Annotated in this window: 26 protein-coding genes, 1 pseudogene and 1 riboswitch; of the genes and pseudogenes, 16 read left to right on the top strand and 11 right to left on the bottom strand. The window is 71.7% G+C overall.

Translation table 11 applies throughout. The features are described from left to right. Positions 1-233 precede the first annotated feature (233 nt). From OG286_RS34540 to OG286_RS34525, 4 genes and pseudogenes are all read left to right on the top strand, one after another. Positions 234-770, top strand: coding sequence for an ester cyclase (locus OG286_RS34540; RefSeq protein ID WP_396321251.1), 537 nt, complete (start codon positions 234-236; stop codon positions 768-770). A gap of 153 nt (positions 771-923) precedes the next feature. Further along, positions 924-1,085, top strand: coding sequence for an SDR family oxidoreductase (locus OG286_RS34535; protein WP_396321250.1), 162 nt, complete (start codon positions 924-926; stop codon positions 1,083-1,085). An 82-nt stretch (positions 1,086-1,167) separates the two neighbouring features. Then, a pseudogene (locus tag OG286_RS34530) lies at positions 1,168-1,326 on the top strand (DUF1918 domain-containing protein); the annotation flags it as partial. 144 nt (positions 1,327-1,470) lie between these two features. Further along, the gene (locus OG286_RS34525; protein WP_396321305.1) at positions 1,471-2,130 is read left to right on the top strand and encodes a helix-turn-helix domain-containing protein; all 660 of its coding nucleotides are present in this window, start codon (positions 1,471-1,473) and stop codon (positions 2,128-2,130) included. Positions 2,131-2,307: 177 nt separating this feature from the next. Here OG286_RS34525 and OG286_RS34520 read toward each other — a convergent pair whose 3' ends face one another. The 6 genes from OG286_RS34520 to acsA form a co-directional block, all read right to left on the bottom strand. Beyond that, positions 2,308-2,451, bottom strand: coding sequence for a hypothetical protein (locus tag OG286_RS34520; RefSeq protein ID WP_396321249.1), 144 nt, complete (start codon positions 2,449-2,451; stop codon positions 2,308-2,310). A 13-nt stretch (positions 2,452-2,464) separates the two neighbouring features. Further along, the gene (locus tag OG286_RS34515) at positions 2,465-2,707 is read right to left on the bottom strand and encodes an acyl carrier protein (protein WP_396321248.1); all 243 of its coding nucleotides are present in this window, start codon (positions 2,705-2,707) and stop codon (positions 2,465-2,467) included. Beyond that, the gene (locus OG286_RS34510) at positions 2,704-4,065 is read right to left on the bottom strand and encodes a dihydrolipoamide acetyltransferase family protein (RefSeq protein ID WP_396321247.1); all 1,362 of its coding nucleotides are present in this window, start codon (positions 4,063-4,065) and stop codon (positions 2,704-2,706) included. Before OG286_RS34510 ends, OG286_RS34515 begins: the two co-directional genes overlap by 4 nt. 1 nt (position 4,066) lies before the next feature. Continuing rightward, positions 4,067-5,068, bottom strand: a complete 1,002-nt coding sequence (locus OG286_RS34505) for an alpha-ketoacid dehydrogenase subunit beta (RefSeq protein WP_405358821.1) — start codon at positions 5,066-5,068, stop codon at positions 4,067-4,069. Beyond that, positions 5,065-6,000, bottom strand: coding sequence for a pyruvate dehydrogenase (acetyl-transferring) E1 component subunit alpha (gene pdhA / locus OG286_RS34500; RefSeq protein WP_396321245.1), 936 nt, complete (start codon positions 5,998-6,000; stop codon positions 5,065-5,067). Before pdhA ends, OG286_RS34505 begins: the two co-directional genes overlap by 4 nt. A 110-nt stretch (positions 6,001-6,110) precedes the next feature. Then, entirely contained in the window at positions 6,111-7,904 is a 1,794-nt protein-coding gene (gene acsA, locus OG286_RS34495; RefSeq protein ID WP_396321244.1) for an acetate--CoA ligase, read from the bottom strand. Between the two features lie 199 nt (positions 7,905-8,103). Between acsA and OG286_RS34490 the strand changes: the two genes are divergently transcribed. The 4 genes from OG286_RS34490 (at position 8,104) to OG286_RS34475 (ending at position 12,785) form a co-directional block, all read left to right on the top strand. After that, the gene (locus tag OG286_RS34490; protein ID WP_396321243.1) at positions 8,104-9,123 is read left to right on the top strand and encodes an Acg family FMN-binding oxidoreductase; all 1,020 of its coding nucleotides are present in this window, start codon (positions 8,104-8,106) and stop codon (positions 9,121-9,123) included. Positions 9,124-9,723: 600 nt separating this feature from the next. Then, positions 9,724-10,626, top strand: a complete 903-nt coding sequence (locus tag OG286_RS34485; RefSeq protein WP_396321242.1) for a slipin family protein — start codon at positions 9,724-9,726, stop codon at positions 10,624-10,626. Between the two features lie 51 nt (positions 10,627-10,677). After that, positions 10,678-11,076, top strand: a complete 399-nt coding sequence (locus OG286_RS34480) for a hypothetical protein (protein ID WP_396321241.1) — start codon at positions 10,678-10,680, stop codon at positions 11,074-11,076. A 386-nt stretch (positions 11,077-11,462) separates the two neighbouring features. Continuing rightward, positions 11,463-12,785, top strand: a complete 1,323-nt coding sequence (locus tag OG286_RS34475; RefSeq protein WP_396321304.1) for a PP2C family protein-serine/threonine phosphatase — start codon at positions 11,463-11,465, stop codon at positions 12,783-12,785. A 416-nt stretch (positions 12,786-13,201) separates the two neighbouring features. Here OG286_RS34475 and OG286_RS34470 read toward each other — a convergent pair whose 3' ends face one another. The 3 genes from OG286_RS34470 to OG286_RS34460 all read right to left on the bottom strand — a co-directional run bounded on the left by OG286_RS34470 (position 13,202) and on the right by OG286_RS34460 (position 17,582). Then, complete coding sequence (locus OG286_RS34470) at positions 13,202-14,155, bottom strand: 1-phosphofructokinase family hexose kinase (RefSeq protein WP_396321240.1); 954 nt, start codon at positions 14,153-14,155, stop codon at positions 13,202-13,204. Between the two features lie 517 nt (positions 14,156-14,672). Beyond that, positions 14,673-17,042 carry a phosphoenolpyruvate synthase gene (ppsA, locus tag OG286_RS34465; RefSeq protein WP_405358822.1) on the bottom strand — a complete coding sequence of 790 codons (2,370 nt, stop codon included), beginning with the start codon at positions 17,040-17,042 and terminating at the stop codon, positions 14,673-14,675. Positions 17,043-17,144: 102 nt separating this feature from the next. Next, positions 17,145-17,582, bottom strand: coding sequence for an Hsp20/alpha crystallin family protein (locus tag OG286_RS34460; protein ID WP_396321238.1), 438 nt, complete (start codon positions 17,580-17,582; stop codon positions 17,145-17,147). Positions 17,583-18,065: 483 nt separating this feature from the next. On the opposite strand from OG286_RS34460, the gene OG286_RS34455 reads away from it, so the two are divergent. The 6 genes from OG286_RS34455 to OG286_RS34430 all read left to right on the top strand — a co-directional run bounded on the left by OG286_RS34455 (position 18,066) and on the right by OG286_RS34430 (position 21,888). Beyond that, entirely contained in the window at positions 18,066-18,197 is a 132-nt protein-coding gene (locus OG286_RS34455; protein ID WP_396321309.1) for a hypothetical protein, read from the top strand. Continuing rightward, positions 18,194-18,259 carry a hypothetical protein gene (locus tag OG286_RS34450; protein WP_396321303.1) on the top strand — a complete coding sequence of 22 codons (66 nt, stop codon included), beginning with the start codon at positions 18,194-18,196 and terminating at the stop codon, positions 18,257-18,259. Before OG286_RS34455 ends, OG286_RS34450 begins: the two co-directional genes overlap by 4 nt. Before the next feature lie 271 nt (positions 18,260-18,530). Then, positions 18,531-19,646, top strand: coding sequence for a Vms1/Ankzf1 family peptidyl-tRNA hydrolase (locus OG286_RS34445; RefSeq protein WP_396321237.1), 1,116 nt, complete (start codon positions 18,531-18,533; stop codon positions 19,644-19,646). Between the two features lie 55 nt (positions 19,647-19,701). After that, positions 19,702-20,496, top strand: a complete 795-nt coding sequence (locus tag OG286_RS34440; RefSeq protein WP_396321236.1) for a sigma 54 modulation/S30EA ribosomal C-terminal domain-containing protein — start codon at positions 19,702-19,704, stop codon at positions 20,494-20,496. Positions 20,497-20,534: 38 nt separating this feature from the next. Then, positions 20,535-20,771: a hypothetical protein gene (locus OG286_RS34435; RefSeq protein WP_396321235.1), complete on the top strand. Its 237-nt coding sequence runs from the start codon at positions 20,535-20,537 to the stop codon at positions 20,769-20,771. A gap of 22 nt (positions 20,772-20,793) precedes the next feature. Then, positions 20,794-21,888, top strand: coding sequence for a hypothetical protein (locus tag OG286_RS34430; RefSeq protein WP_405365998.1), 1,095 nt, complete (start codon positions 20,794-20,796; stop codon positions 21,886-21,888). Positions 21,889-21,987: 99 nt separating this feature from the next. Continuing rightward, a riboswitch (TPP riboswitch) is annotated at positions 21,988-22,159 on the bottom strand. Positions 22,160-22,495: 336 nt separating this feature from the next. Here the strand turns inward: OG286_RS34430 and ftsH are convergent. Next, a complete protein-coding gene (ftsH, locus tag OG286_RS34425; protein ID WP_396321233.1) occupies positions 22,496-24,433 on the bottom strand; it encodes an ATP-dependent zinc metalloprotease FtsH in 1,938 nt (645 codons plus the stop codon). Between the two features lie 259 nt (positions 24,434-24,692). Between ftsH and OG286_RS34420 the strand changes: the two genes are divergently transcribed. Beyond that, positions 24,693-25,145, top strand: a complete 453-nt coding sequence (locus tag OG286_RS34420; protein ID WP_396321232.1) for a universal stress protein — start codon at positions 24,693-24,695, stop codon at positions 25,143-25,145. 40 nt (positions 25,146-25,185) lie between these two features. On the opposite strand, the gene OG286_RS34415 is transcribed toward OG286_RS34420, so the two are convergent. Continuing rightward, entirely contained in the window at positions 25,186-25,326 is a 141-nt protein-coding gene (locus OG286_RS34415; RefSeq protein ID WP_396321231.1) for a hypothetical protein, read from the bottom strand. Positions 25,327-25,592: 266 nt separating this feature from the next. Between OG286_RS34415 and OG286_RS34410 the strand changes: the two genes are divergently transcribed. After that, entirely contained in the window at positions 25,593-26,939 is a 1,347-nt protein-coding gene (locus OG286_RS34410; protein ID WP_396321230.1) for a nicotinate phosphoribosyltransferase, read from the top strand. Positions 26,940-26,942: the final 3 nt, after the last annotated feature.

Below are 26,942 nucleotides of genomic sequence, written 5' to 3'. Positions count from 1 at the left end.
CGAGGCGGCAACACGATCACACGATCGATGATGTGCGCGCTGCAAAGGAGAACCTGGGTCCGCTCCGTTGTGCTCTGCAGCCCCCGCAAACAGCGCTGAGCACGCCGATACGACGAAGGCGGTCCGCACACCGACTGCTGGGCGCCGGAAGCGTCCGGCCAATTGGCGCCGCCCCGCGCGCCGCGCGAGGCTGAGAAGGGGCACACGCCCTCGGCGACCACCAGGAGAATGACATGAGCGCGCCCTCCCCACCTGTAACGCCGGTCGAGGTTGCGCGGAGCGCGGCCGATGCCCTCGGCGCCGGCGATCTCGACCGGTTCGCCGAACTCGTCCACGAGGACGCCACTTACGACATCCTCCCCTTCGGAGAGCAACGCGGACGGCCAGCCGTGAAGGAGTTCTTCGCGGAGCTCCGTGGTGCCCTGCCGGACTTCTCGATGACCGTTGAAGCTGTCACCGGGGCTGGGGAGCAGGTCGCTGTCGCATGGCGGATCACGGGCACGTTCAACGGCAAGCCGTTCCAGGGTTTCACGCCGAACAACCACACCTTCGACATCCGTGGCATCGACTTCATGGACGTCGATTCCGGCCGCGTCCGACACGATCGAGTCGCCTTCGACGGTGCCGAATGGGCCCGTCAGCTCGGGCTGTTGCCACCCCGACGCTCGGCCGCCGAACGCACCGTGCGGACCGCCTTCAACACCAGGACTCGAGTCGTCCAACGCTGGCACAAACGCAAGCACGCAGGTGACCACGGCGGTCACGGCTGATTGACGCCCCGCGCCGCAGGGCCGAGCAAACGATCACCGCGCGTCGCGCTGCGGAGCCTCGTACCCGCCACCGCAGCGTGGACATCACCTCCACCCGACTCCCGCTGCACCGCGCTCGCCGGCCGGCGTTGTCCGTCGCGTTCGTTCCACACCTTGGACGGCACCGACCCGCACGACCGCTTCGGACGCCCGGAGGAGGTCGCCGCGATGGTTCTGTTCGTGGCCGCTGACGCCACCTACTCCACCGGATGCGAGTTCGTCGTCGACGGTGGCACAACGACCGGCAGCATGATCCTCGCTGACCCCGCGACGTAACTCAGCGCCAAGTGGAGATCCACGTGGTCCGCTCGCCGACCGACACCAAGCTCCACGCCAAGAATTCTCCTGGGAGACCGCAATGAGAGCCGCCATCGGAGACCGCGTCATCGTAGAAGGCACGCGCCCCGGCGTACCGCGGCGCGACGGAAAGGTGACCGCACTGCACCGGCCGGACGGCGAACCGCCCTGGGAAGTCCTGTGGTCGGACACCGGGCACTCCACGCTGTTCTTCCCCGGTCCGGATAGTCGCCTGCACCACTTCACCCGCCAGGACCCGAGCAGGCAGGCGCTCCGGCCATCCGACCGACCACACACCTCCCCGAAGACGGAGCGGAGCGAGCCAGCCGGGCCCGGGGAATCCACAGGCGGTCCGGAACAGGCCATGGTGAGCAACCCCGGCGACCTCGGTAGACGAGTCGCGCTGCGCCGCGCGCAGCTGGGACTCAGCCGGGAACAGACCGCGGTCCGGGCCGGCATGGCGGTGCCGTACCTGGAGTACCTGGAAACCTCGCCCACCGACGTCGAGCGGGGAGCACTGGCCAGGCTGGCCGCAGTGCTGGACACGTCGGTCACCCAGTTGCTGGGCGGCGGACTCGATCTGCCGACCGGCCGCGCGAGCGCCGCCGCGCACCCGGTGCTGGAAGAGCTGGCTCGTTCCGAGTGCTGGGAGCGACTGTCCACCGACGGAGTCGGCCGGGTGGCCCTCGCCACCGCAACGGGTCCCATCGTCCTCCCGGTCAACTACTGGGTGCTGGACGGCACACTGATCTTCCGCACAACTGCCGACGGCCCGCTTGCCGCCACCGTCGGCCAGCGCGTCGCCTTCGAGGTCGACCGGATCGATGAGGTGCTGCGCACCGGCTGGAGCGTGCTGGCCACCGGTGACGCCCACCGGATCGACGACCGGCCGGCGCTGGCCCACCTGAAACAACGGGACAAGCCGTCACCCTGGGCGGGCGGTGAGCGGGACCTGTGGGTCCGGATCAAGCCGACCGAACTCAGCGGCCGCGTGATCCGTACCGCCGACGACCCGACGCGGTGACGTGGTCCGACGACGTGCTGGCCCGGATCCGTCACCGGCGCATACTACGGATGCGATCACCGCGCCACCGCGACGCCCTCCGTCCGAGCCTGCCGCACGACTCACCACAGCGCTCTGCACGATGGCGCGGACCCGTCGACCCGATCACGATGGCCGGGCCATTCGCGGGTCGCGCGGTCATGGCATGCCATCCTGATCGTCGCCCGGCCGGTCCTCCCGCTGCGTCCGATCGGTGACCGACACCACCCCGTCAACGGCGCCGCACAGGCGCAGCACGATCGGTACCAGGTACGGGGGTTCGAGGGTGCCGCTCAGCACCACCTGCCCGGCACCCTCAGGTCCGCTCCACGAGAAACGAGGCGGCGCTGTTCAGGGTGGTCAGGCGGGGGTAGTCGTCCTCGTCGATCCGGCAACCGGCGCGCTCGGTCAGCCGCTCGACCAGGTTCAGGAAGTCCAGCGAGTCGAGTTCCAGGACTTCCCGGAAGGCGGTGTCGGGTCCGATCACGGTGAAGTCCGCGTCCGGGACGATCTCGGTGAGCGCGTCCTTGAGGAGGGCCAGGGCCTGGTCTCGGTTCACAGTTCCTCCGGTGTGCGCAGTAGCCGTTCGAGGGCTGCCAGGTAGCGGGCGCCGGTGGCGCCGTCGCTGGCCCGGTGGTCGGCGGAGAGCGTCGCTGTCACCACGGGACGCACGCCGAGCAGGCCGTCGACGGCCCAGGGACGCTCGACCACCTTGCCCAGGCCCACCAGGGCGACCTGCGGCGGGTAGATGACGCCGAAGACCGCCTCGACGCCTTGGTCGCCGAGGCTGGTCACGGTGATGGTGGGGTCGGTGGTCTCCGAGCCGCGCAGCCGGCCGGACCGGGCCCGGGCGACCACGTCCCGAAGGCGTGCCATGAGTTCCGCCGGCGACAAGTCGGCCGCGTGGTGGATCGCGGGAGCCACCAGACCGCCGCCGCGCAGTGAGACCGCGACTCCGAGGTGGACCTCGGGTGCGGCGACGAAAGCTCCGTCGGTGAAGAACCCGTTGAGCTGCGGAACCTCACGGGCGGCGCGGGCCGCGGCCTTGAGCAGCAGGGCGGCCGGTACCAGTCGCTCTGTGACCGCGAGTCCGCGGTTCTGCTCGCGCAGCCAGTCGAGCGCCGGGCCCAGGTCGATGGTGGTGGACAGATAGTAGTGGGGGATCTCGCGCTTGGAGCGCGCCATCAGGTCGCCGATGGCACGGCGCATCGCCCCGGGCCGGCCGGTCGGCTCCGCGCGCCGCTCGGGGGCATGCGGAGCTTCGGCTGTACGAGCGGCCTCGGCGGGGGTCAGCACGGCCCGGATGTCAGCCACCCGGATCGCGCCGTCCGCCCCGGTGCCTCGAACGCCCGCGAGGTCGACCCCGGCCTCGGCGGCCAGGCGCCGTGCCATCGGCGTCGCACGCAGCCGACCCGTCGTCCTCGGTGGCAAGGGTGCAGAAGGCGCAGCTGCTGCCTCGACCGGGTGTGCGGTGGCCTTCCGGGCCGGCGCCGGTGGAGCCTCCACCTCGGGCAGCGGAGCGGCCGCCACGTCGGCGCGAGTGATCCGACCGCCGAGACCCGAACCATGCACGGTGCTCAGGTCGACCCCGCGCTCCTCGGCGAGGCGCCGAACCAGCGGAGTCGGGCCGGGCACCACCGGCTCGGCGCGGTCCGCCGCAAGCTCCCGTCCCGCCTCGGCAGCCGCCGTGTTGATCACGGCAAGCGCAGTCCCGACCGGAACGGTCTCGGCCGGTTCGACCAGCAGACGCTCCACGACTCCGTTCTCGAAGCACTCCACCTCGATCGCGGCCTTGGCGGTGTCGACAACCGCGACGATGTCCCCCTTGTGCACGTGGTCGCCGGGATGGACGAGCCATTCGAGCAGGGTGCCCTCGGTCATGTCGGCGCCGAGCGAGGGCATGGTGAACTCGGCCATCTCAGCCCACCGCCCGCAGCGCTGCCGCCACGATGTCGGGGACCTGGGGTATCGCCGCCTGCTCGAGTTGCGCGGCGTACGGCACCGGCACCTCAGCGCCGCACACCCGCTCGACCGGCGCGTCCAGGTCGTAGAAGGCCTGCTCGGTGATGCGTGCCGCGACCTCGGCGGACAGGCCTCCGGTCCGCCAGCCCTCGTCGACGATCACCGCGCGGTGGGTGTGGCGCACCGAACCGATGACGGTGGCGTCGTCGAGTGGGCGCAGGGTGCGCAGGTCCACCACCTCGGCGTCCACCTGGTCCTGGGCAGCGAGCTGGTCGGCGGCGGCCAGGGCCTTGCCCAGCGAGCCGCCGTAGGTGATGAGGCTGACGTCGGTGCCGGGTCGGCGTACCGCGGCGCTGTCGAGGTCGACCGGTCCGGGGTCGTCTGCGGTGGTGTCGGTGCCGTTGTAGAGGGAGCCGTGCTCGAAGACGATCACGGGGTCGGGGTCGGCCGGGGCCGGGGCGAGCATCCACCGCGCGTCCGCCACGGTGGCGGGTGCGAGCACCCGGATGCCGGGGATGTGCGCGTAGAAGGCTTCGAGGCTGTGGGAGTGCTGGGCTGCGAGTTGGCGGCCGGCGCCGGTGGTCATCCGGATCACCAGCGGCACCGCCACCTGCCCGCCGGACATGTGCAGCAGCGTCGCCGCGTTGTTCAGAATCTGATCCAATGCGAGCAGGCTGAAGTTGACGGTCATGATCTCCACGATCGGACGCAGCCCGGCGATCGCCGCGCCGATGCCGGCCCCTACGAAACCCGACTCCGAGAGCGGGGTGTCCCGGACCCGCGCGGGGCCGAACTCCTCCACCAACCCCAGGCTGACACCGAAGGCCCCGCCGTAGCGGCCCACGTCCTCGCCCATCAGGAAGACCCGGTCGTCGGCCGCGAGCGCCTCGCGCATCGCTTCGCGCAGCGCCTCGCGGTAGCTCATCGACTCGGCCCGACGGTCCCCGCCACCGGTCATGACGACCCCTCAGCCGGGCTGTACACGAAGCGCAGCAGGTCCTCCACCGGTTCGGTCCCGCCCTGGCGCGCGCGGTCGAGAGCCGTGTCCAGCTCCTCGCCGACCTCTTTCTCCATCGCGGCGAGCGCCTTGTCGTCAAGGCCGTCCTCGGCCCGCATCCGGGTGCTGAGCAACTGGATCGGGTCACGCTCCTTCCAGCGTTCGATCTCCGCCTTGTCCCGGTAGCGGTCCGGGTCGTACATGGAGTGCGCGCGGAAACGGTAGGTGCGCAGTTCCAGGAACACCGGTCCGGCACCGTCCCGGATCGCCCGGGCTGCCCTCCCGGCGGCCCGCTCGACGGCCAGCACATCCATGCCGTCGACCTCCCAGGCCACCAGGCCGTACGAGGCCGCGCGGGCGGCCAGGTCGGTCTGGGCGTGCTCGCGGTTCAGCGCGGTGCCCATGGCGTAGAGGTTGTTCTCGCAGGCGAGCAGCAGGGGGAGGTCCCACAGGGCCGCCAGGTTGGCGGTCTCGTGGAACTCGCCCTCGGCGAGTGCGCCGTCGCCGAACAGGCAGCAGGTCACGTGTTCCTGTCCGCGCAGCCGGTCGGCGAGGGCCAGCCCCGCGGCGACCGGCAGGCCGCCCGCCACGATGCCGTGGCCGCCGTAGAACCGCCGGCTCACGTCGAACAGGTGCATGGAACCGCCGCGGCCGCGGCTGCAGCCGGTCATCCGGCCGAGCATTTCGGCGAAGACCGACTCGGCGGGGATGCCGCGGGCCAGTGCGTGGCCGTGCTCGCGGTAGGTGGTGACCACGGCGTCCTCGGGTCCGAGAGCGCCGAGGACACCCGCGGAGACGGCCTCCTCGCCGATGCACAGGTGGACGAAGCCCCGTACCTCGCCGGTGCTGTAGAGCTCGACGCACCGCTCCTCGAACTGTCGGATGCGCACCATCACCCGCAGGAGATCTCGGCGGTGGGCCGCTTGTGGGGCCGGTCCGCCACGGTTGTGCGTGCGGGTCCCGCCACGCGAGGCGGTCGGCGCTGCTGCCGTTCGGCGCGGGCTCATCGGGATTCCTCCAGGGCCGAGGTGTCGCCCTCCGGGAGGCCCAGCTCACGCGCTTTCAGCAGGCGGCGCATCACTTTGCCGCTGCGGGTCTTGGGGAGGTGCTGGTCGAAGGCGATCTCGCGGGGCGCGATGGCCGGTCCGAGTCGCCTGCGCGCGAAGGCCGTGATCTCGCGGGCCAGACCGGTGCCCGGCTCGAATCCCGGTTTGAGGGAGACGAACGCCTTGACGATCTCGCCGGCGACCGGGTCGGGACGGCCGATCACCCCCGCCTCGGCGACCGCCGGATGCTCCATCAAGGTGCTCTCGACCTCGAACGGCCCGACCATGTGCCCGGCGGACTTGATCACATCGTCGGCGCGGCCGACGAACCAGTAGTAGCCGTCCTCGTCGCGCCGGGCCACGTCGCCGGTGAGGTACCAGCCGCCGGCGAAGGAGGCCTCGTAGCGCTCCTGGGCGTGCAGGTAGCCGCGGAACATCGACGGCCAGCCCGGACGCAGCGCCAGCTCGCCCTCGCGCCCAGGGGTGTCGACCTCGCGCACCTGACCATCCGTCACTACTGCTCGCCCGTCCGGCCCGCGTTCCAGCAGGCCTGCCACGACGCCGGGCAGCGGGCGGCCCATCGAGCCGGGCCTGATCTCGGTGGCCGCGAAGTTCGCAATCATGATCGCGCCGGTCTCCGTCTGCCACCAGTTGTCGTGGATCGGCAGACCCAGAACCTCCTGCCCCCAGCGGACCGCCTCCGGGTTGAGCGGTTCGCCGACGCTGGCGATGAACCGCAGCGCCGACAGGTCGAAGGAGCGCGGCAGGTCGGGCGGGCTCCCCCGAGGGCTTGCCCGCATCAGCATCCGGATCGCGGTCGGAGCCGTGTACCAGACGCTCACCCGCTCCTCGGCGAGGATGCCGTACCACCGGCGGGCCTCGTACTCCCCCGCATCGATCACCATCGTCACCCCATGGGTGAGCGGCGCGACGACCCCGTAGGAGGTACCCGTGACCCAGCCCGGGTCGGCGGTGCACCAGAACACGTCGTCGGGATGCAGGTCGAGAGCGAACGCGGCGGTGGCGTGGTGGGCCACCACGGCCTCGTGCACGTGGATCGCACCTTTGGGAGTACCTGTGGTGCCGCTGGTGAAGTGCAGCAGCGCCATCTCCTGCGGATCGGTGTCCGGGATCGTGAACACCTCGGACGCCTGCGCCAGCAGCGCGTCGAAGGAACGGGTGCCCGGCAGCGGCTCGGCGCACGCTCCCACGATCAGCACCGTTTCCAGCTGCGGCAACTGCTCGCGCCGGGCCGCCACCTTACGCAGGTAGAGGTCCTCGGTCGTCACCAGCACCCGCACACCGCCCAGCCGCAGGCGCTCCTCGACCGGGACCGGCCCGAAGGCGGGGAAGAGTGGGCAGAACACCGAGGTGTTCTTCAGAGTCCCGAGAACGGACACGTACAGCTCCGGGCAGCGGCTCAGCAGCGAGGCGACCCGGTCGCCGCGGCCTACGCCCAGTGAACGCAGCACATTCGCGAAGCGGTTCGTCCAGCGGGCCAGCTCGTCGTACGTCACCGTGCTGACCTGCCGATCCACGGCAACGCAGCGCATCGCGGCGCGTCCGCCGCGTCCGGCGGCGACGTGCCGGTCGACCGCCTCGTACGCGAGGTTCAGCCCCCGGCCGCCCGGCAGCCCGTCGAGCGCCTCGCGCGCCGACTCCCACGAGAAATCGCGCCGGGCCCGCTCGTAGTCGGCGAGATTGGGCGCGACTCCTGGCACCGGCCGAGCACGAATGGCCTCGGTTTCCATGGCCGCTCCCTTCCGGGTCGCCGACAGGGCCACTTCCAGCCTGACAGACACGGGACCGCCCGGCCTGGGGGCGCGGCAAGGGCGCGACCGCCCGCCCCGGGAACTTCGCGCCGGGCGGCAGCGGGGAGCAGCATGGACATGAGACGCACGAACCCTGCCGAACCGAAGAGGCGTCCCGACAGCGGAAGGATGATCGATCATGGCTGAGCCGGCCCTCACCCTCGATCAGCTGAAGCTGCTGGCGGCCGCCGCGGGCGCGGCACCGTCGGTGCACAACAGCCAGCCCTGGCGCCTGCGGCCCACCCCGGATGCGCGGCGAATACTGGTCTTCGGTGACCCGAGGCGAGCCGTCGCCATCACCGACCCACTGGGCCGGGCCCTGCACGTGTCCGTCGGAGCGGCCGTGTTCAACTTGCGGGTCGGCGCCGGCCGGCTCGGCCGGGCGGCGAGCGTGGGCCTGCTTCCCGACCCTGCCGAGCCGCATCTGCTCGCCGAGATCGGCCTCGACGAGCCCGCAGCGCGGCACCCCTTCGGGCACCACCTCTACCCCGCGATCCGGAATCGTCACTCCAGCCGGCAGCCGTTCACCAACCGCGACATTCCGGAGACCGTCCTCGGCGAGCTGATCGAAGCCGCGCGGCAGGAGGAGGTGGTGCTCTCCCCGCTCGAGGAGGACGGCGTGCTGCGCGTCCTCGCGGTGACCGCCGAGGCCGAGCGGCGCACCGCCGCCGACCTGGCCCGCCAGGCGGAGACCCGCAGCTGGCTGCGCCTGGAGGCTCCTGCCTCCGACGGCATCCCGGCCGCCGCGCTGGGTCCGCAGGACCGCGACGCCCGGGTCCCGATGCGCGACTTCACCGCTGGCCGCCCCGACGCCCCCGCCCCCGCCCCACGGCACTTCGAGCCGCTTCCCCAGCTGTGCCTGCTGAGCACCCGCACCGACCAGCCCGCGGACTGGCTGCGCACCGGACAGGCGCTGGAGCACGTCTGGCTGCTCGCCACAGTCCACGGCCTGCGCGCCTCCGTCCTGCACCAGGCCGTCGAATGGCCCGAGACCCGGTGGCGTCTGCGTGACCCCGAAAGCCCACCCGACCACGTCCAACTCATGCTGCGGCTCGGCTACGGACCGCCCGGACCGGTCACGCCGCGCCGCCCCGTCGAGGAGATCCTCGACCTGACCGATTATCACGACGGCGTGGGATACGGCGAATCGTCCGCCTGACCCACCGGGCCGCCCGGTGGACCGGCATGCCAGCCGTCATCGGGCGGACGTGCGGTCCGCTGCCGACCAGGAGCCGCCTCCGCACCGCGGCGAGCGTTGACTCGATGGGATTCGTGGTCGGCAGGCGGATCCAGTGTTCGGCTGCGAGGCCGGAGAGGCCAGAGCTGCCGCTTCACTCCGGTGTGCCACGCCGAGTGACGCAGCGGTGGGGGCATCGGCACGAGCGGTGGGTGAGTGGGGGTGCTGTGCCCTCCTCACTCAGGTGCGACGCATTGCCGGCGGACGGTCGCCCCGGGTGTGGTTGCGGGCGAGGCGTGGGGCCGGGTACGTGCCTTGCCGGCCGCCCTGCTCCGGTGTCGGCGTTCGGGCGACGGCTGCACCCCGGGGACGCCGTCGCCAACCCGCGGGTGCAGGAGATCCTGCACGTGGCCGGGCCGGTCACGACGGGAGAAGGCCCGTTCGGCCCTGTCGCCGGCACCGGATGCGGGGCAGGCTCGCGGTAGGTCCGAAAACGGTCCCGCGCCTCCCGGCCGCTCTGCTCGCGGCGACGCGTTCCCGGACCTGACTGCTGACGCAGGTCCGCAACCGAAGGGAGCCGAAATGACCGCCTTGATCGCAGCCCTGGTGGCGCTCGTCATCCTTGTCCTGATCGGACTGGCGATGTCGATCCGCATCGTCCGCCAGTACGAGAAGGGGGTCGTCTTCCGGTTCGGCCGGATCATCGGAGCACGCGACCCGGGCCTGCGCCTGATCATCCCGTTCGCCGACGTCATGCACCACATCTCACTGCGGATCGTCACCATGCCGATCCAGTCCCAGGGCATCATCACCCGCGACAACGTCAGCGTCGACGTCTCCGCCGTCGCCTACTTCCGCGTCGTGGACGCGATCAAGTCGGTCATCGCCATCGAGAACGTGAACTCCGCGATCAACCAGATCGCCCAGACGACCCTCCGCAAGGTCGTCGGCCGGCACACCCTGGACGAAACCCTCTCCGAGACCGACCGCATCAACCTGGACATCCGCCAGATCCTGGACGTCACCACGACCGAATGGGGCGTGGACGTCACCCTGGTCGAACTCAAGGACATCCAACTGCCCGACACCATGAAGCGCGCGATGGCCAAGCAGGCCGAAGCCGAGCGGGAGAAGCGAGCCAAGATCATCAGCGCACAGGGAGAGGCCCTGGCCGCCTCCGCACTCGGCGAAGCCTCCGACACGATGATGGCGCACCCGCTCGCCCTCCAGCTGCGCAACCTGCAGAGCCTGGTCGAGATCGCCGTCGACAAGAACAGCACCGTCGTCTTCCCCGCACCCCTGATGAGCACCATCGGCGAACTCGGCTCCTTCCTCTCCCGCGAGGCAACCGCCGCCGCCGCTCCCGCACCGCAGCCGTCCCCGGGCACCCCGGACTCCCAGCTCCCGACCAAGCCCGTTCACCTGCCTGCGCCCGACCCCGTTCAGGTACCGGCACCCAACGGGGCAGCGACCGGGACCCCGTAGGACATCACCGTCCCCTTCCGACCGAGGGCTCACGGCGTTCCCCGGCGACGGATGGAGCGCATCGCACGGAAGGCCATCGAGAAGATGACACAGCCGTTCCACACACCGCACCACGGGCCGCACCGCCTCGTCGAGCACTGGAAAACCGCAGCGGCCGACCGCCGCGCGCGGGCCACCGCCCGGCGGTGGCGGCACCTCGGCACCGAGCCGCGCTGGGCGCGCAGCGATCTGCCGGCCCGGCGACTACTCGGACGGATCTTCGTCCCGTTCTTCCTGCTCGGGGCCATCGTCTTCACGTTGCTCGCGGCCAACGCACTCCCCGCGCCGAGCGCCGACCGTGCGTTCTACACGGGCCTCGCCGTGCTGTGCGCCGTGTGCACCGTCGTCGCGGTGATCGACCTGATCGTCATCCGGCGCCGGATGGCAGAGCAACGACGGTGGCACCGCTGACGACGCGGCCGAGCGGGGGCTCGGTCGCACACTACCGGGCGGGCGCGGGACCACCGCCGGGCGTAGCAGAGTCCGCGCAGGCTGTGGCACCCCTCCCGATCCCCCACCGCGGCCACCCGGGTCACGATCCGTGGCAACGCCACGGCGGGAGATCGTCCGGATGATGCCGCGGCGGCTGAGGACCGGCGGCGCTGGTCGCAGTCGCGGTCGGCGACGGGCCTGCCTACGGTTGGAGACAGGACGCGCCGGTGCGTCCGGCTTCCGGTTGCGCAACGCGTCGAAGGTGCGGTCGTCCAGCAGGGGAATCGAAGGTGGGCCGGGTGTATCCGGAGGATGGATCCGGGCGGGCGGACGTTCCCGACCGCAGCCACCGAATCGACGACGAGATGGACCGGATCGTCGGACGGCTACGGGACCTCGCCCATACCCAGCGCCGTTTCCAGGACCTGCTGAACGCCGTGATGGCGGTCGGCCGGGAACTGGACCTGCCGGTCGTGCTCCGGCGGGTGATCACCACCGCGATGGGCCTGGTCGACGCCCGCTACGGCGCACTCGGCGTGCTCAGCGAGGACGGCGAGCACCTGGAGGAGTTCATCCCCGTGGGGCTGAGCGAGCGGCAGGTCGCAGCGCTGGCCGGCGTCGCCCTTCCACACGGGCGCGGGCTCCTCGGGCACCTCATCGACCACCCCGAACCGCTGCGTGTCGCGGACATCGGCGCCCACCCGGACGCGGTCGGCTTCCCGCCGGGCCACCCGCCGATGCGGACACTGCTCGGGGTGGCGGTCACCGGCCGCGGACGGGTCTACGGCAACCTCTACCTCTGCGAGCGGCGCGACGGACAGCCCTTCGACGGCCACGACCAGGACATCGTGGTGGCGCTCGCCGGCGCGGCCGGCCTCGCCATCGAGAACGCCCGCCTCTACCGGCAGGTCCGCGCCAACGCCGAGTACTTCCAGCGTCTCCTGCTTCCCAGCCTCGCCGATGTGGCGCCGTTCTCGGTGTCCGCGATCTATCGCCCCGCCACGGCCCCGGACCACGTCGGCGGCGACTGGTACGACGCCCTGATGCTCCCCGACGGCGCCTGCGCCCTGGTCATCGGCGACGTCGTCGGACACGACCTGAAGGCCGCCGCCACCATGGCCCAGACCCGCAACATGCTGCGGGCCCTCCTCTACGACCGCCGCACCCCGCCCAGCGCCGTCCTGACACAGCTCGACCGCACCCTCCAGGCGATCACCGACAACCCGATCACCACCGTCTGCCTCGCCCGCATCGAACCCGCCGAGGACGGCTGGACGCTCCACTGGAGCACCGCCGGACACCTGCCGCCCCTCCTGATCGGCCCCGACGGCACCGCCCGCTACCTGCACGCCGACCCCGGCCTGCCCCTCGGCGTCGACCCGGACGCGCCCCGACCCGACCACAAGCGCCCCCTGCCCGGCAACGCCACCCTCGTGCTCTTCACGGACGGCCTGGTCGAACACCCCCACCGCCCCCTGGACGCCGGCCTCACCACCCTTGCCCAGATCGCCGCCGCCCACGCCGACCTGCCCCTCGCGGACCTGTGCCGGACCCTGGCCGACGCCCACCTCGGCGACGGCCGCGACGACCTCGCCGTCCTCACCCTGCGCACTCCGCCCGATCCACGCCCACCGACACGGCCCCCGGGACACATCCCCCGGGCCGGCGACACACTCCCGGGCCCGTGAACAGGGGGTACCTCGCCTCGCCCCCTGGTAGGCCAGCAGCCCGGTCTCGACGGTGATCCTTCAGCACCGGATCCGAGCCGCCTTCACCCGTGTCCAGGACCTCTGCCGGTCCGTGATCCGCAGGGCCCTGCCGCAGGATGAGGCCGACCTCCAGCGCGGAGGGCCCCGTCTCCGTTCCGCAGCCTCGAAACCCGGAATGCGCCACCACGGCACAGCACCGCCGCTGCCACGCCTGACCTGCCCACCCTCACCCGTCAGAAGATCGGCGGTGATCCACACCGCCGTAGCGCTCGCCCACATCATGAGCGAGCACGACATCAGCCCCTACGGCCACCGTCCACGGCAACGTCGCCATGAAGCTCGTCGACGCCGCAGCGGCGACCGCCGGCGGGCACGGACGGCCAGGGGCAGCTCGATCACGAGCCGGCTTGCCGTCTTATCCGCACCGCGGGGTAGAGGGACTCGGCCACCTCTCGATCGAACGGTTCGGTGTCGGGGGTGAGCACCGATGCGGCGGCCACGGCCACCCCGAGGGCACAGGCCTCGACCGGATCGTCGCCCGCATCCAGCCGAAACGTGAGTGCGGCCACCATGGCGTCTCCGGCCCCGGCGTCGCTGAGCGGCTCCCCAGGCAACGGCGGGACTCTCAACTCGGTGTGACCGTACCTGGTCGAACAGAGTGCGCCGAGTTCCCCGAGGGTGGTGACGGCGATCTCAGTCGCTCCTGCAGCGAGAAGGGACTCGTTGACGGTGCGAGCGTCGTCGAAGCTCCGGACCGCCCGGCCGGCGAGGCTGGCGGCCTCGTGATTGTTGCACCTCCGCAGAAAGACGCCCTCGTGCAGCGACTCGCGCAGGGCCCGCCCCGAGGTGTCCAGCACCAGCCGGGCCCCGGCCTCCTTGACCCGGCGGGCGACAGCCGCATAGAAGGCATCGGACAGACCGCCGGGCAGACTGCCGCTGGCCACCACGTACTGGTGACCGCCGGCGGCGCGGCCCAGCGCGTCCAGGAGACGCTCTCCCTCCGAGTCGTCCAGTCGCGGGCCCGGCGGCACGATGTGATAGCTGCGGCGTGACTCGCTCTCGAACAGCACGAACGCTTCGCGGGTTTCACCCGCGATCCCGAGGGCGAGGTGGTCGACCCCCTCCTCGTCCAGCAGGCGGTTCAGGCGCTGGCCGACCTCGCGGCCGGCGGTGTGGACGGCGGTCGCCCGTCCTCCGAGCCGCGACACGTCCCGGGCGACATTGATCCCTCCGCCGCCGGCGGCCACGAACCTCACCCGGGCACGGGTCTTGCCGATGTCCGCCAGGCGGTCGACCTCGCAGCAGATGTCGACGGTGGGGTTCACCGTCAGGGTGAGGATCGAAGACACAGTCTCCGGCAGCGGACTCCTCCCGCCGCTGCCTGCCGCAAGCGGACCGGACACTCCAGGGCCGCTCATCGCGGTGACACAGCGGTTGTGATCTCGATCGTCCGTGGCTGCCCTCCCGGATCCTGCGGATGAGGGCGGGACTTCATGGGAAGGTCCTCGAACAGGTCCGGGGACGAAGGCCACCAGTACCCACGTCGATGGAGCAGGGCGCCGGCCATCTCGATCTCCTCACTCGGTCACTCCTTCCATCGTGCTGCGCGGGCACAGGAGGCGCGATCGGGAGCACCCCGCAGCCGCCGACGCGTGCTGCCTTCCCGCGCCCAGGCCGCACGGGCAGGCAGGGGAGCAGATCGCCGTCGAGGTGCGCGGGGCCGTCGACTCGGCCGGGCAGAGCCGCGATCGGAGGCAGCAGACCGCTCCCCGCCCCTGATCACCGGCCCCCGACCGTCCACCACCTGCCCCGGCAGCCTCCGGTGGGCGAACCCGACCCGTGCCACCAGCGGCCGGGCATGTGCGGTCAGGCCCGTTCGGCGGCGGCCACGTGCTCCTTCACGGCCACGAAGCTGTCCGGCGCGACCGAGATCGAGTCGATCCCGGCACTCACCAGGAACCGGGTGAACGCCGGGTCGTCACTGGGTCTCTGTCCGCACAGGCCGACCGGGCGGCCGGCCGTGTGCGCGGTGGCGATCAGGGTCTCGATGCTCCGGGTGACGGCGGGGTTGGTCTCGTCGAAGAGGTGCGCGAGGGCGTCGGAGTCACGGTCGACGCCGAGGGTGAGCTGGGTCAGGTCGTTGCTGCCGATGGAGAAGCCGTCGAACCGTTCGGCGAACTCCGCCGCGAGGATCACATTGGACGGGATCTCCGCCATCACGTACACCTTCAGCCCGTTGCCACCACGTGGCAGGCCCTCGTCGGCCATCACCGCGAGTACCCGGTCGGCCTCCTGCGTGGTGCGGCAGAACGGGATCATCACCACCACGTTCGTCAGGCCCATCTCGTCGCGGACCCGGCGCAGCGCCCGGCACTCCAGGGCGAAGCCCTCCCGGTAGCCCTCGCTGTAGTAGCGGCTGGCGCCTCGCCAGCCGATCATCGGGTTGGCCTCGAGCGGTTCGAAGGGGCGCCCGCCCACCAGTTTGGCGTACTCGTTGGTCTTGAAGTCGCTGGTGCGCACGATCACCGGGTCCGGCCAGCGCGAGGCGGCGATCCGGGCGATGCCCTGGGCGAGGCGGTCCGTGAAGTACCGGGTGCGGTCCTGGTAGCCGTCGGTGAGCGCGTCGACGCGGCGCCGCTCCTCGGGGTCGAGGCGTTCGGGATGGATCAGTGCCATCGGGTGGGCCTTGACCTGGTGCGCGACGATGAACTCCATCCGGGCCAGCCCCACGCCGTCCGCCGGCAGTTGCCACCAGCGGGACGCGGCGGCCGGGTCGGCCAGGTTCAGCATGACCCGGGTACGCGTCTTCGGCAGCCCGGCGAGGTCGATCTCGGACTGCTCGTAGTCGAGCAGTCCGGCATAGACGTGACCGTCCTCGCCCTCGGCGCAGCAGACGGTGACCTCTTGGCCGTCGTGCAGCAGCTCCGTCGCGCGGCCGGTTCCCACGATCGCGGGCACGCCGAGTTCGCGGCTGACGATGGCGGCGTGCGAGGTGCGCCCGCCGTGGTCGGTGACGATCGCGGCGGCCCGCTTCATGATGGGTTCCCAGTCCGGGTCGGTGATCCCGGTGACCAGCACGGCCCCGGCCGGGAAACGCTCGAGCTCGACGGGTGTGGTCAGCGCGCAGACCGCGCCCGTGCCGATCGCCTCGCCGACCGCGATTCCGTCGACCAGCGACTCCCCCGAGCCGGTCAGCCGGAAGCGGTGCAGCATCGTCGCGCGCCGCCGGGACACCACGGTCTCGGGACGGGCCTGGACGACGAAGATCTCGCCGGTCCGGCCGTCCTTGGCCCACTCGATGTCCATGGGGCAGCCGTAGTGCCGCTCGATGGCCACGCCCCAGCACGCGAGAAGGCGCACCTCCGCGGCGTCCAACACCCGGCGGGCGCGCTCCTCTGCGCCGGTGTCCTCGGTGCGGGTGAGGCCGCCGTCGGCGTAGACGGCCTTGCGGCGCTTGGCGCCGATCTCGGTGTGGATGACCGGGTCGAGTCCGGGGTTCTCCAGCAGCGGTTTGAAGACCAGGTACTCGTCGGGGTCGACCTGCCCGCTGACCACCGTCTCGCCCAGCCCCCAGGCCGCGCTGACCACGACGGCGTCCGGGAAACCGCTCTCGGTGTCGAGGGTGAACATCACCCCGGCCCCGGCCAGATCGGAGCGGACCATCAGCTGCACGCCGACCGAGAGCGCCACGGCGAGTTGGTCGAAGCCCATCCGCTCGCGGTAGTCGATCGCCCGGTCGGTGAACAGCGAGGCGTAGCAGCGTCGGCAGGCGTCCAGCAGGGCCTCGCGGCCCCGGACATTGAGGTAGGTGTCCTGCTGTCCCGCGAAACTCGCCTCCGGCAGGTCCTCGGCCGTGGCGCTGCTGCGCACCGCGACATCGGGATCCTCCCAGTCGGCCTCGCGTCCGAGCCTGGCGTACGCCTCGGCCAACTCCTCCTCCAAGGCGGGCGGCAGTGGCGTGCCGAGCATCGCGGCGCGGATCGCCGCGCCCACCTCGTCGAGTGGCGCGCCGCCGTTCAGCAGGTCGATCTGGTCGGTGATCCGCTGCCGGAGGCCGCCGGTGTCAAGGAACTCCCGGTAGGCGTCGGCGGTGCTCGCGAAGCCGTCCGGCACCCGGACACCGGCCGGTCCCAGGTGGACGATCATCTCCCCGAGCGAGGCGTTCTTTCCTCCGACGAGCCCGACATCCCCACGGCCGAGACCGGAGAACGGGATCACCCGGCGGATCGTGGACATGGGTTCCTCCGCTGGTGCGAGCAAGATGGCGACGAATGCGCCACGGCGTCACAGAGCGACGAAGCCATCGGTGCGGTGCCCCGCACCGCACCGAGCCCGTCCTCACCCCTCAGGGCCGCGCGCGATCTCGATTCGACGGGCCTGCTTCTCGACCTCGCCCATCGGGGCCTTCACGGTCAGCACGCCCTTGTCGAAGGTCGCGGTGATGTCCTGCTCGTTCACGCCTTCGGGCAGCCGGACACTGCGGGTGAACGAGCCGTAGCGGAACTCCGAGCGCTGCTTCCCCTTCTTCTCCTCGGTGCGCTCCGCGTGGACGGTCAGCACGCCGCCCTCGACCGTGATCTCGACATCCTTCGCGGGGTCGATCCCCGGAAGCTCGGCCCTGACCACGTACGCCCCGTCCTCCTCGGACTCCTCGACGCGGATCATGTGCTCCCCCATCCGCAGTTCGACGGGGAAGTCCTCGAACAACTCCGCGAATGGGGGCCACCAGTGCGATCGTCTGTGGAGCATCTCGCCGGCCATCTCAGACCTCCTCATTCGTCCGGGCATCTCCTTCCATCCTGCTGCGCGACCACGTCCACCGCGATCGGAGCAACCGCCCACCGCGGCAACCGCTTTGTCCGATCAGCTGATTCGGATGATGCGGTTCAGGACGGTACCGGGTCAGCCGGTTCCGGATCCTCCCGCTGCCAGGAATGGCGTGTGCCCGAGCAGGCGGGTTCGGCCGTGAGGGCCGGAGGTGTGGCCTCGTCGGCGAGCGGCCGCGGCACCTCGCGGTCGAGTGGGCGCAGCATCCGCAGTCCCGGTGCGAATCACAGCACCCCCTTCGAGGGTTCCTCGCCAACCGTTCCTTCCGTACGGCCTGTCGGCCGATTCCTCGCCTGCCGGCAGGGTCAAGTGACCCAGCTCAGTCAGGCTGGACCGCTGTACTCGGTCGCGTCAGTCCGTATCAGACCGTGCCGGACGGCAGAGCATGTCCTGGCCCGGGCGGTCGAGGAGGTTGCCGGACCGCAGCCGCCGGTGGAGATCCGGCAGGTCGCGGTGCCCGGCCACGCCGCCCAGGCGCTGCTGGAGTGGTCCCGCGGTGCCGACCTCCTGGTCGTGGGCAGCCGGGTCACGGCGGATGCACCGGTGCACTGCTGGGCTCGGTGAGTCTGCACTGCGTGCAGCACGCGACGTGCCCCGTGGTCGTGGTCCGCAGCACCGTCGGCTGATCGCCGCGCGGTGCCGGCGGTTGAGCCGGGTGACCCGCTGCCGGCGGGGCCGCCCGACGGCCCGGCCGGGCGGACCGGCCCATCGCGGTCAGGCACAGAAGGAACTAGCGTCGGTTGCAGGGCGGTTCGCCGATGGCCCGGCAGCGCGCCGGGCTGGTACGGCAGCGAGTTCGGCCGGACACGCTGGGCTCTCCGGCCGGACCTCGCCCCGGGCTGTCGCATCGGATCCCGAGACCCCCGGGGGCCTTCGTCCCGCCCGAGGAGGATTCATATGACAACCGGAACCGAGATCGACACCCAGGTCCTGCGCAAGCTGCTCGCCACACCCGGCCCGTTCCTGTCGGTCTACTTCGATCTCGACACACGCCCGGAGATGGGCCAGGATGCCGAGGAGCGCTGGCAGGGACTGTGCCGCGGCCTCGCCGCCCAGGGGGCCGGGGCCAGTGACCTGGACGCGCTGACCCAGCGCTACCTGTCCTCGCAGCCGGGTTCCGGCGTGCTGGCGGCCTTCGCCGCCGGCGGCGAGGTGCGGATCTCAGCCGTGCTGCCCGGCTGCGGGCAAGGCGACCTCGCCATGGCCGAGCCGCTGCCGCACCTGCTGCCGCTGCTCGCCTGGCGCCAGGACCACCCGGCGCACGTGGTCGCCGTCGTCGACCGCACCGGCGCCGACCTCCGGCTCTACCCGGCCGGCGCCACCGAAGGGGTTCGCCGCACGGTCACCGGCCCCGACGACGAGATCGAACGCAACCAGCCCGGCGGCGCGTCCCAGATGCGCTACCAGCACCGCGCCGAGGACTCCTGGGAGCACAACGCCGCCAACGTCGCCGACGCTCTCGGCACCGCGCTGGCAGAAGTGGACGCCCACGACCTGATGCTGGCCGGTGACGTCCGCGCCCGCCAGTACCTCACCAAGCACCTGCCCACCTGGGTCCGCAACAACGTGTCGATCCACCCGGTCAGCGGCAGCCGCAGCCCCGACGGCGCCTGGCCCCAGCGCATGGCCCAGGTCGACACCGAGACCTGCCGCGCCGGGCGCGAGGAGACCACGAGCCTGCTCCGCCGCTTCGCCGAGGAGCTATCGCCACGCGGACATGCAGTGGAAGGGATCACCGCGACCGTGCGCGCCCTCGCCGACGGACAACTGCGCACCCTCCTGGTGACCGACGACCCCGCCTCCCACCACACAGCCTGGTTCGGCCCGAAACCCACCGACATCGCCGACCTCGGCACCGCCTTCGCAGCAGACGCCGGACCGCTGGTGGAGACGGGACTGGCCGACGCCGCCGTCCGAGCCGCACTCCTCACCGGAGCCGACATCCGCATCCTCACGCCCGGTACGCCCGGCGCTCCCGCCCAGGGCATCGGCGGACTGACCCGCTACCACTGACACCCGCCGTCACCGGCACCCGACGAACGGAGAAGATCCGATGCCGAACCGACCGATGCCCACACAGACACCCGAGGTCCAGGTCGAGGCCCAGGGCGACCTCCCGCCCGGCATGCCGGAACTCGCCCGCACCAAGGTCCTCGCACTCCTGGACGAGGAGCGCGAACCCGTCCTGTCCGTCCGGATCCGGCTCACCCGCATGCACAACCCCGCCACCGAGCGCCCCTACCTCGCCCAGGCCAACCTGGACGTCAACGGCCGCGCCGCCCGCGCCCATGTGGCGGCGGGGACCATGCCCGAGGCGATCGACCTGCTGCACGACCTGCTGGCCCTGAAGCTGGCCCGGCTCCGGAGGCACTGGGAGGCCCGACGCGGCGGCACACCCAGAGCCGACGAGCACGAGCACGAGTGGCGACACGGGTCCGAACCCACACACCGCCCCGACCACTATCCACGTCCGGCGGACGAACGCGAGATCATCCGCCACAAGTCCTTCTCCCTCGCCCGCGAGACCGTCGACGAGGCCGCCTTCGAGATGGACGCCATGGACTACGACTTCCACCTCTTCACCGAACTGGCGACCGGCGAGGACAGCGTCCTCTACCGCGCCGCACCGACCGGCTCCCGCCTCGCCCAGGTCCACCCCCACCCCGAACAGATCGGCACGACCGCCGTCCAGCTGACCATCAGCCCCGCCCCCGCGCCCCGGATGAACACCGCCACCGCGAAGCGGCGGATGGACACCCTCGGACAACCCTTCGTGTTCTTCACCGACGACGTCACCGGACGCGGCAACGTCCTCTACCACCGCTACGACGGCCACTACGGCCTCATCACACCCGCCGAGTAACCCACCGACGGGAATCCACTCAACAGAGGCAGCCGATCATGACCGACCCCACCGCCGCAGGCACGCCTGCTGCAGCCTCGCACCCTCCGGGCCGCGACCTCGAAAGCACCGTCGAACGCCTGGAACTGCTCGAAGCCCAGGTCCAGGCCCTCGGCCAGGCGATGCGCGCCCTCCTCCAGGGCCTCGAGGACATCCCCGACCAGGAGCCCGACCCCGAACGCCCGGGCCGCGCGGCCCGTCTGGCCCACGAACTCCTCCTCGCCCAGGGACTCTGACCACCCACAGGAGCGGACGGCCATGAAACTGACCTTCCTCGGCCCGCTCTACGCACGACCGGGCCCCTACGCCTGCGCCTACGTCGATACCTCGCGCGACCTCGACGAACCCGACCGGGCCATCGACCTGCGCCGACGGCATTTGGAAACCGAACTCGCCGCCCAGGGCTCCGACACCGCCACCACCGGCGCCGTCACCCACGTCGTCGGCACCGACCGCGACATCCCCGGCCGACACGGCCAGGCCGTCTTCGCCGCCCACGGCCGCCTCGCGCTCGCCGAGGAACTGCCCGAACCGCCACCCCGCGACGCCGCCCGGTTCACGATGGTCCCCGACGCCATGCCGCTCGCCCTCCAGCACGCCCCCGACATCCCCTACGCCGCCGTCGCCGTCCACCGCGTCACCCGGCCCGGCGGCTCCCCCACCTCCGAACTCGAGGTCGATCTCCAGGCCGGCCGCTGGCCCACCGCCAGAGTCGCCGCCGCCCACCTCACCCGACACCGGGTCGCGGCCTCCGAATGGCGACGGGCCGCCGTCGAGGTCGCCGAGGAACTCGCCGGCCTCGCCGACCGCAGCGAGGCCGAGGCGATCGTCGTGTCCGGCGACCACTGGGCCCGCAAGGCCCTCACCCGCGAAATCCCCATGCGCCTGCGCAAGCGCATCGTCGCCGTCGACAGCGACGGCTGGGACACCGATCCCGAACGCGCGCTCATGGAGGACGAACTCGCCCACCTGTTCCGCGGCCGCCTGTCCGCCCGCGACCAGGCCGGCACCCAGCGTTTCCTGGCCCGCCGCGCCCACCGCAGCGGCGCCGTCGAGGGCCTCGCCGCCACCGTCACCGCCCTGCGCCACGGCCAGGCCGAAGCCGTTCTGATCAACGACCCCTTCGACCTGGACCAGCAGCTGTGGGTCGGCGTCGCTCCCGAACAGCTCGGCCTCACCCAACGTGAAATGCAGGCCCTCGGCATCGGCTCCTCCTGGGAGGTGCCGGCCGACGCCGCGCTCATCCGCGCGATCGTCGGCACCGGCGCGGACCTCATCGTCATCCCCCACGACGAACTGCCCCTCGACGACGGGCTGGGAGCCCTCCTCCGCTATCCGGACACCCCCACGTGAGACCGGCGGATCGCTCCGCGTCCCGGGTCCCGTCCACCCGTGCAGCCCCGCAGGTCGACTGCGGGGCTGCTACCCGGGCCCTGTTCCCTTCCCCAGGCCGAACCTGCAGGGTGGGCTCCCTACGCCGGCATTGCCCGGATCAGGTGGTGGAGGTCGCCATCGGGGTCTCGTCGACCACCCTCCGGCCTCTCAGCCCGGCCGTCGAATCCAGCCCAGGACAGTGCAGTTGACCACCCTGGACCGTTCCGGCCGAGCTCCCTCGCCCGCCCTGCAGGCCGCCTCCCACGCTACGCTCGCTCCTCCCGCCCACCAGGGCCGAACGGCCCTCTCCCGGACCGGCCGATCCCACGACGGACCCGACCCCGCAGAGGGTCCCACTCCGCCGTCTCCTTCGCGACCCGCCGCTCCCGCGCCGGCGGGACGTGAAGCTGCCGGACGATCTCCTCGTTCGCCCGCAACCGCGACTCGATCGCCTCCTCCCTGACAAGAGCACGAACCGGATACCCGTGGTCCACCGGTGGCTCGACCCCGAGGTGCTCCAACACGACCGGCACCTCTCGTACGGCGCGACACGACGCCGGCCGTCGGCCGCGGACCAGCCCACGCGCTACGCTCGGCCGATCTGTGCTCGACGGAGCTCAACCTCCTTCCGCTGCCGGTGCAGGATGCCGAGGACGACCGTGCCGTCCACCGTCTCCTGCTCCACGAGCAGCGCGGCGAGCTCGTCCAGCTGCCGCCGGTGGCCGCGCAGCAGGTCGACGGCCCGTGCTTCGGCCTTCCGGAGCAGCCGGGCGACTTCCTCGTCCACGGTGCGCTGGGTGGATTCGGAGTAGGGCCTGCGCAGCATCTCCTCCGGGCTGGGGCCGAGATGCTGCGGGGTTGTGGTGGCGTATCCGACCGGTCCCAGCTCGGCGGACAGGCCGAACTCGCGGACCATGCGGGTGGCGACCTGGGTGGCGTTGGCCAGGTCGTTGGCCGCGCCGGTGGAGCCCTCGCCGAAGACGACCAGTTCGGCCGCCCGGCCGCCGAGCTGCACGGTCAGCAGGTCCGTGAGGTAGCTCTCGCTGTACAGGTGCCGCTCCGCCTCGGGTAGCTGCTCGGTCGCGCCGAGGGTCATGCCGGCCGGGAGGATGGTGACCTTGGCGACGGGATCGGCGTGTTCGCACAGCGCGGCCATCAGGGCGTGTCCGGACTCGTGCACGGCGACCGAGTGGCGCTCCTCCGGCAGGAGGGCGTTGGAGGACTCGCGGCGGCCGAGAAGCACCCGGTCGCGGGCTGTGTCCAGATCACGGGCTGTGATGGTCGCCCGCTCGGCGCGTACCGCGTTGATGGCGGCCTCGTTCACGAGGTTGGCCAGGTCGGCGCCGGAGAACCCGGGTGTGCCGCGGGCGATGCGGTCCAGGTCCACGTCGGGCGCCAGGGTCTTGCCCCGCACATGGACGGCGAGGATGGCCGAGCGTTCGGCCTGGTTGGGCAGCGGCACGGTGACCTGGCGGTCGAAACGGCCGGGCCTCAGCAGCGCCGGGTCCAGCGCGTCGGGGCGGTTGGTGGCGGCCAGCACGACGATGCCGGTGGACTCGTCGAAGCCGTCCATCTCGGCGAGCAGCTGGTTGAGGGTCTGCTCGCGCTCGTCGTTGCCGCCCAGCCTCGCGCCGCCGCCGCGGCGGCCGCCGACGGCGTCGATCTCGTCGATGAAGATGATCGAGGGAGCCCGCTTGCGTGCCTCGTCGAAGAGGTCGCGCACCCGGGACGCGCCGACGCCCACGAACATCTCGACGAAGGCCGAACCGGTCACCGACAGGAACGGGACCTCGGCCTCTCCGGCGACCGCGCGGGCGAGCAAGGTCTTACCGGTGCCGGGCGGCCCGACCATGATCACACCGCGCGGGCCCTTGGCCCCCGCCGCGGCATAACGCTCGGGGCTGCGCAGGAAGTCGACGACCTCGCTGACCTCTTGCTTGACGCCTTCGTAGCCGGCGACGTCGGCGAACCGGGTGCTCGGGCGCTCGGCCTCGATGATCTTCGCTCGTGAGCGGCCGATCGCGCTGAGACCTCCGGTCATGGCCCGGCTTGCCATCCGTCCGGACCAGAGGAACAGTCCGCCGATGAGGATCAGCGGCAGGAAGATCAGCAGAACCGAGAGGAACGAGCTGCCGCGGCTGCTCTGCTTGGCGGTGATCTCCACGTGTTGGGACCGCAGCTGAGTGGTGAGTGCACTGCTGTCCAGGGCGGTCGGGATCTGGGTGGTGAACTTGGTTCCGTCCTTGAGTGCGCCGGTGATCGCTCCCTTGTCGGTGACCTCGACCGTCTGGACCTGGCCCGCGTCGACCTTCCCGGCGAAGTCGCTGTAGCTGTAACGGGTACCGGCACCGGACGGGCTCCGGGACAGCAGAACGAACAGCAGCATCATCGCGATCGCGGCAGGCAGCAGCCAGCGCCGCCAGGGCGGCGGAGGGGTCGGCGCGGGCTTCGGCGGCTCGCGTGGCGGCCCGGGCCTGGCCCGGCCTGTCGGGTGCCGGGCGGGAAAACGCCTCGGCGTGGTCATCCGGTGCATTCGAGCCTCCGCACCCCATCGTCCGTCGCGGCGGCCACGGAGGGCAGGGCCGATCGGTCCACCTGACTCGGGCATCCGCCCAGTCCGCATGCGAATCCGCCGCAGGAGAACGATCCTGCAGGAGAGCGGGCGTTGCCGGCGATGCCGTCACAGGCCTGGGCGTACCCGCCCCGGAGAAGCCGCCACCGTACGCCCTTGTCGAGCAACTGCCTTCGGAGTTCGTCGTCGGCCTGATCGGAAGGACGAAGCCATGGCTGAGGAACCGGCCCTCGCGGGAAAGATCGTCGTGGGAGTGGACGGCTCGGAGCAGTCCAGAAGGGCGCTGCGCTGGGCGGTTCAGCAGGCTGGACTCACCCACGGAGTGGTGGAAGCTGTGATGGCCTGGGAGCCACCGTTCTCCGGGTGGGGCAGCGCGGTCCCGGTCGGCGAGGAGGCGCATCTGGGGGAGGTGGCACGGAAGATCCTGGCCGAGAACGTCGAGAAGGTGGTGGGTTCCCAGCCGCCGGTGGACATCCGGCTCAGGGTCGGGGAGGGCACCCCGGCCTGGGTCCTGCTTGCCGCCGCCAAGGAGCAGGCGTCTCTGCTGGTCGTCGGGCATCGCGGCCTCGGCGGTTTCGAAGGCGCCCTGCTGGGCTCCGTCGGGCAGTACTGCGTTCAGCACTCGCCCTGCCCGGTCGTGGTCGTCCGCAGCACCGCAGACTGACGGCCACCGCGGCCTCCCATGAACCGGGCCGCGTCAACGGTCACTGGTCGGGCTGACCGCCCTCCAGCGGGTGGGTCTTCGCCCACACCTCACCGCAGCGGCAGGCGAACTGCTCCACCAGGTCACCCTCGTCGTTCACCCCGAGCCCCTCGCGGAGCCGCACATGGACGTGGTCGCTCATGGTCCACCAGCCTTCACTTCGTACTCGAAACAGGACCCCCATCATCCACGGGCGACTGCGGGTAGGGAAGGGTCGGCCCGGACGCGTCCGCTTCGTGAGATCGGAGCACCGGGGCAATCACCCCACGCGGACGGGTCGCACGGGTCGGCGCTTCGGCGGGAGGCATCGCCGCGGTCACGGTGACGGCAGAGTCGCCGGTACTGGACTCGAACCGGTGGGCGCGATCACTCCGCAGTCCACGACCCTGGCAGCGGGAGGTTGAACCGATGTCGACAGCACGGGTCACCGATCTGTACGAGGTGACGATGGCGCACTCGTACCTGCGGGAGCAGATGACCGCTCCGGCGACGTTCGACCTGTTCGTGCGCAAGCTCCCGCCAGGCCGGGGCTTCCTGGTGGCTGCGGGCCTGGAGCCGGTGCTGGATTTCCTCGCCGAGCTGCGTGTGGACGAGGAGGACGTCGCGGCCTTCGCCGCCGCCCTCGGCCGGCCGTACCGGGACCTGAAGCCGCTACTCGGATTGTGCTTCACCGGCCGGGTACGGGCCGTACCCGAAGGGCGGATCGTGCTCGCCGGCGAGCCCATCCTGGAGGTGACAGCGCCGCTGCCCGAGGCGCAGCTGGTGGAGTCGTTCCTGCTCAACCAGGTGTGCCACCAGACGGCGGTGGCATCCAAGGCGGCGCGGTGCGTGATCGCCGCGGCCGGGCGCCCGGTGGTGGACTTCTCGCTGCGCCGCACCCACGGCGTTCCGGCGGCCGAGCAGGCGGCCCGCTTGGGCGCGCTGGTCGGCTTCGCCGGGACCAGCAACGTGGCCGCGGCACACCGGTACGGTCTGCGGGCGGTGGGCACGATGGCACACTCGTACATCGAGGCGTTCGGCGACGAGGCTGCGGCGTTCCGGGCCTTTGCCCGCGCCCACCCCGGCCCGGTGACCTTTCTGGTGGACACCTACGACACCGAGACAGGCGTCGCGGTCGCCGCCCGGGTGTTGCTCGAGCTCGGGCTGCACGAGGGCTGCGCGGTGCGCCTCGACAGCGGCGACCTCGGGTCCCTGGCCGTCTCCGCCCGGCGGATCCTGGACGAGGCCGGGCTGCCCGAGGTGCGGGTCACCGCCAGCGGCGGCCTGGACGAGTACGCGGTGGAGGAGCTGGTGCGCACGGGGGCGCCGATCGATCTTTTCGCCGTCGGGACCCTGGTCGGGGTGGCTGCCGACGCGCCTTACCTGGACGCGGCCTACAAGCTGGTCGCCTACGACGGCCGGCCGATGATGAAACTCTCCACCGGCAAGGTGACCGCTCCCGGGGCCAAGCAGGTCCACCGCGCGCCCGGATTCGCCGACACCGTCGCACTGGCCGACGAGCCCGCACCGGCAGGCACCCGCCCGCTGCTGGAGACCGTGATGGCGAACGGCCGCCGCACTGGCCCCGCCCGGTCTCTCACCGAAGCCCGCGCCACGTTCGAGGCCGACCTCGCCGAACTGCCCGCCGCCGCGCGCCGCATCGTCGACCCGCAGCAGCCGCCGGCCGTCGCCTCCGAACGGCTGCGGTCGCTCACCGGCGAGGTCCGCCGATCGATCGAGGCGCGACAACGAACGGCTCGCGACCGGGAAGGCTGAGCG

Origin of the sequence: Kitasatospora sp. NBC_00039 (assembly GCF_045160625.1) — a bacterium.
Taxonomy (GTDB): domain Bacteria; phylum Actinomycetota; class Actinomycetes; order Streptomycetales; family Streptomycetaceae; genus Kitasatospora.
This window is presented reverse-complemented; position numbering and strand designations above follow the sequence as displayed.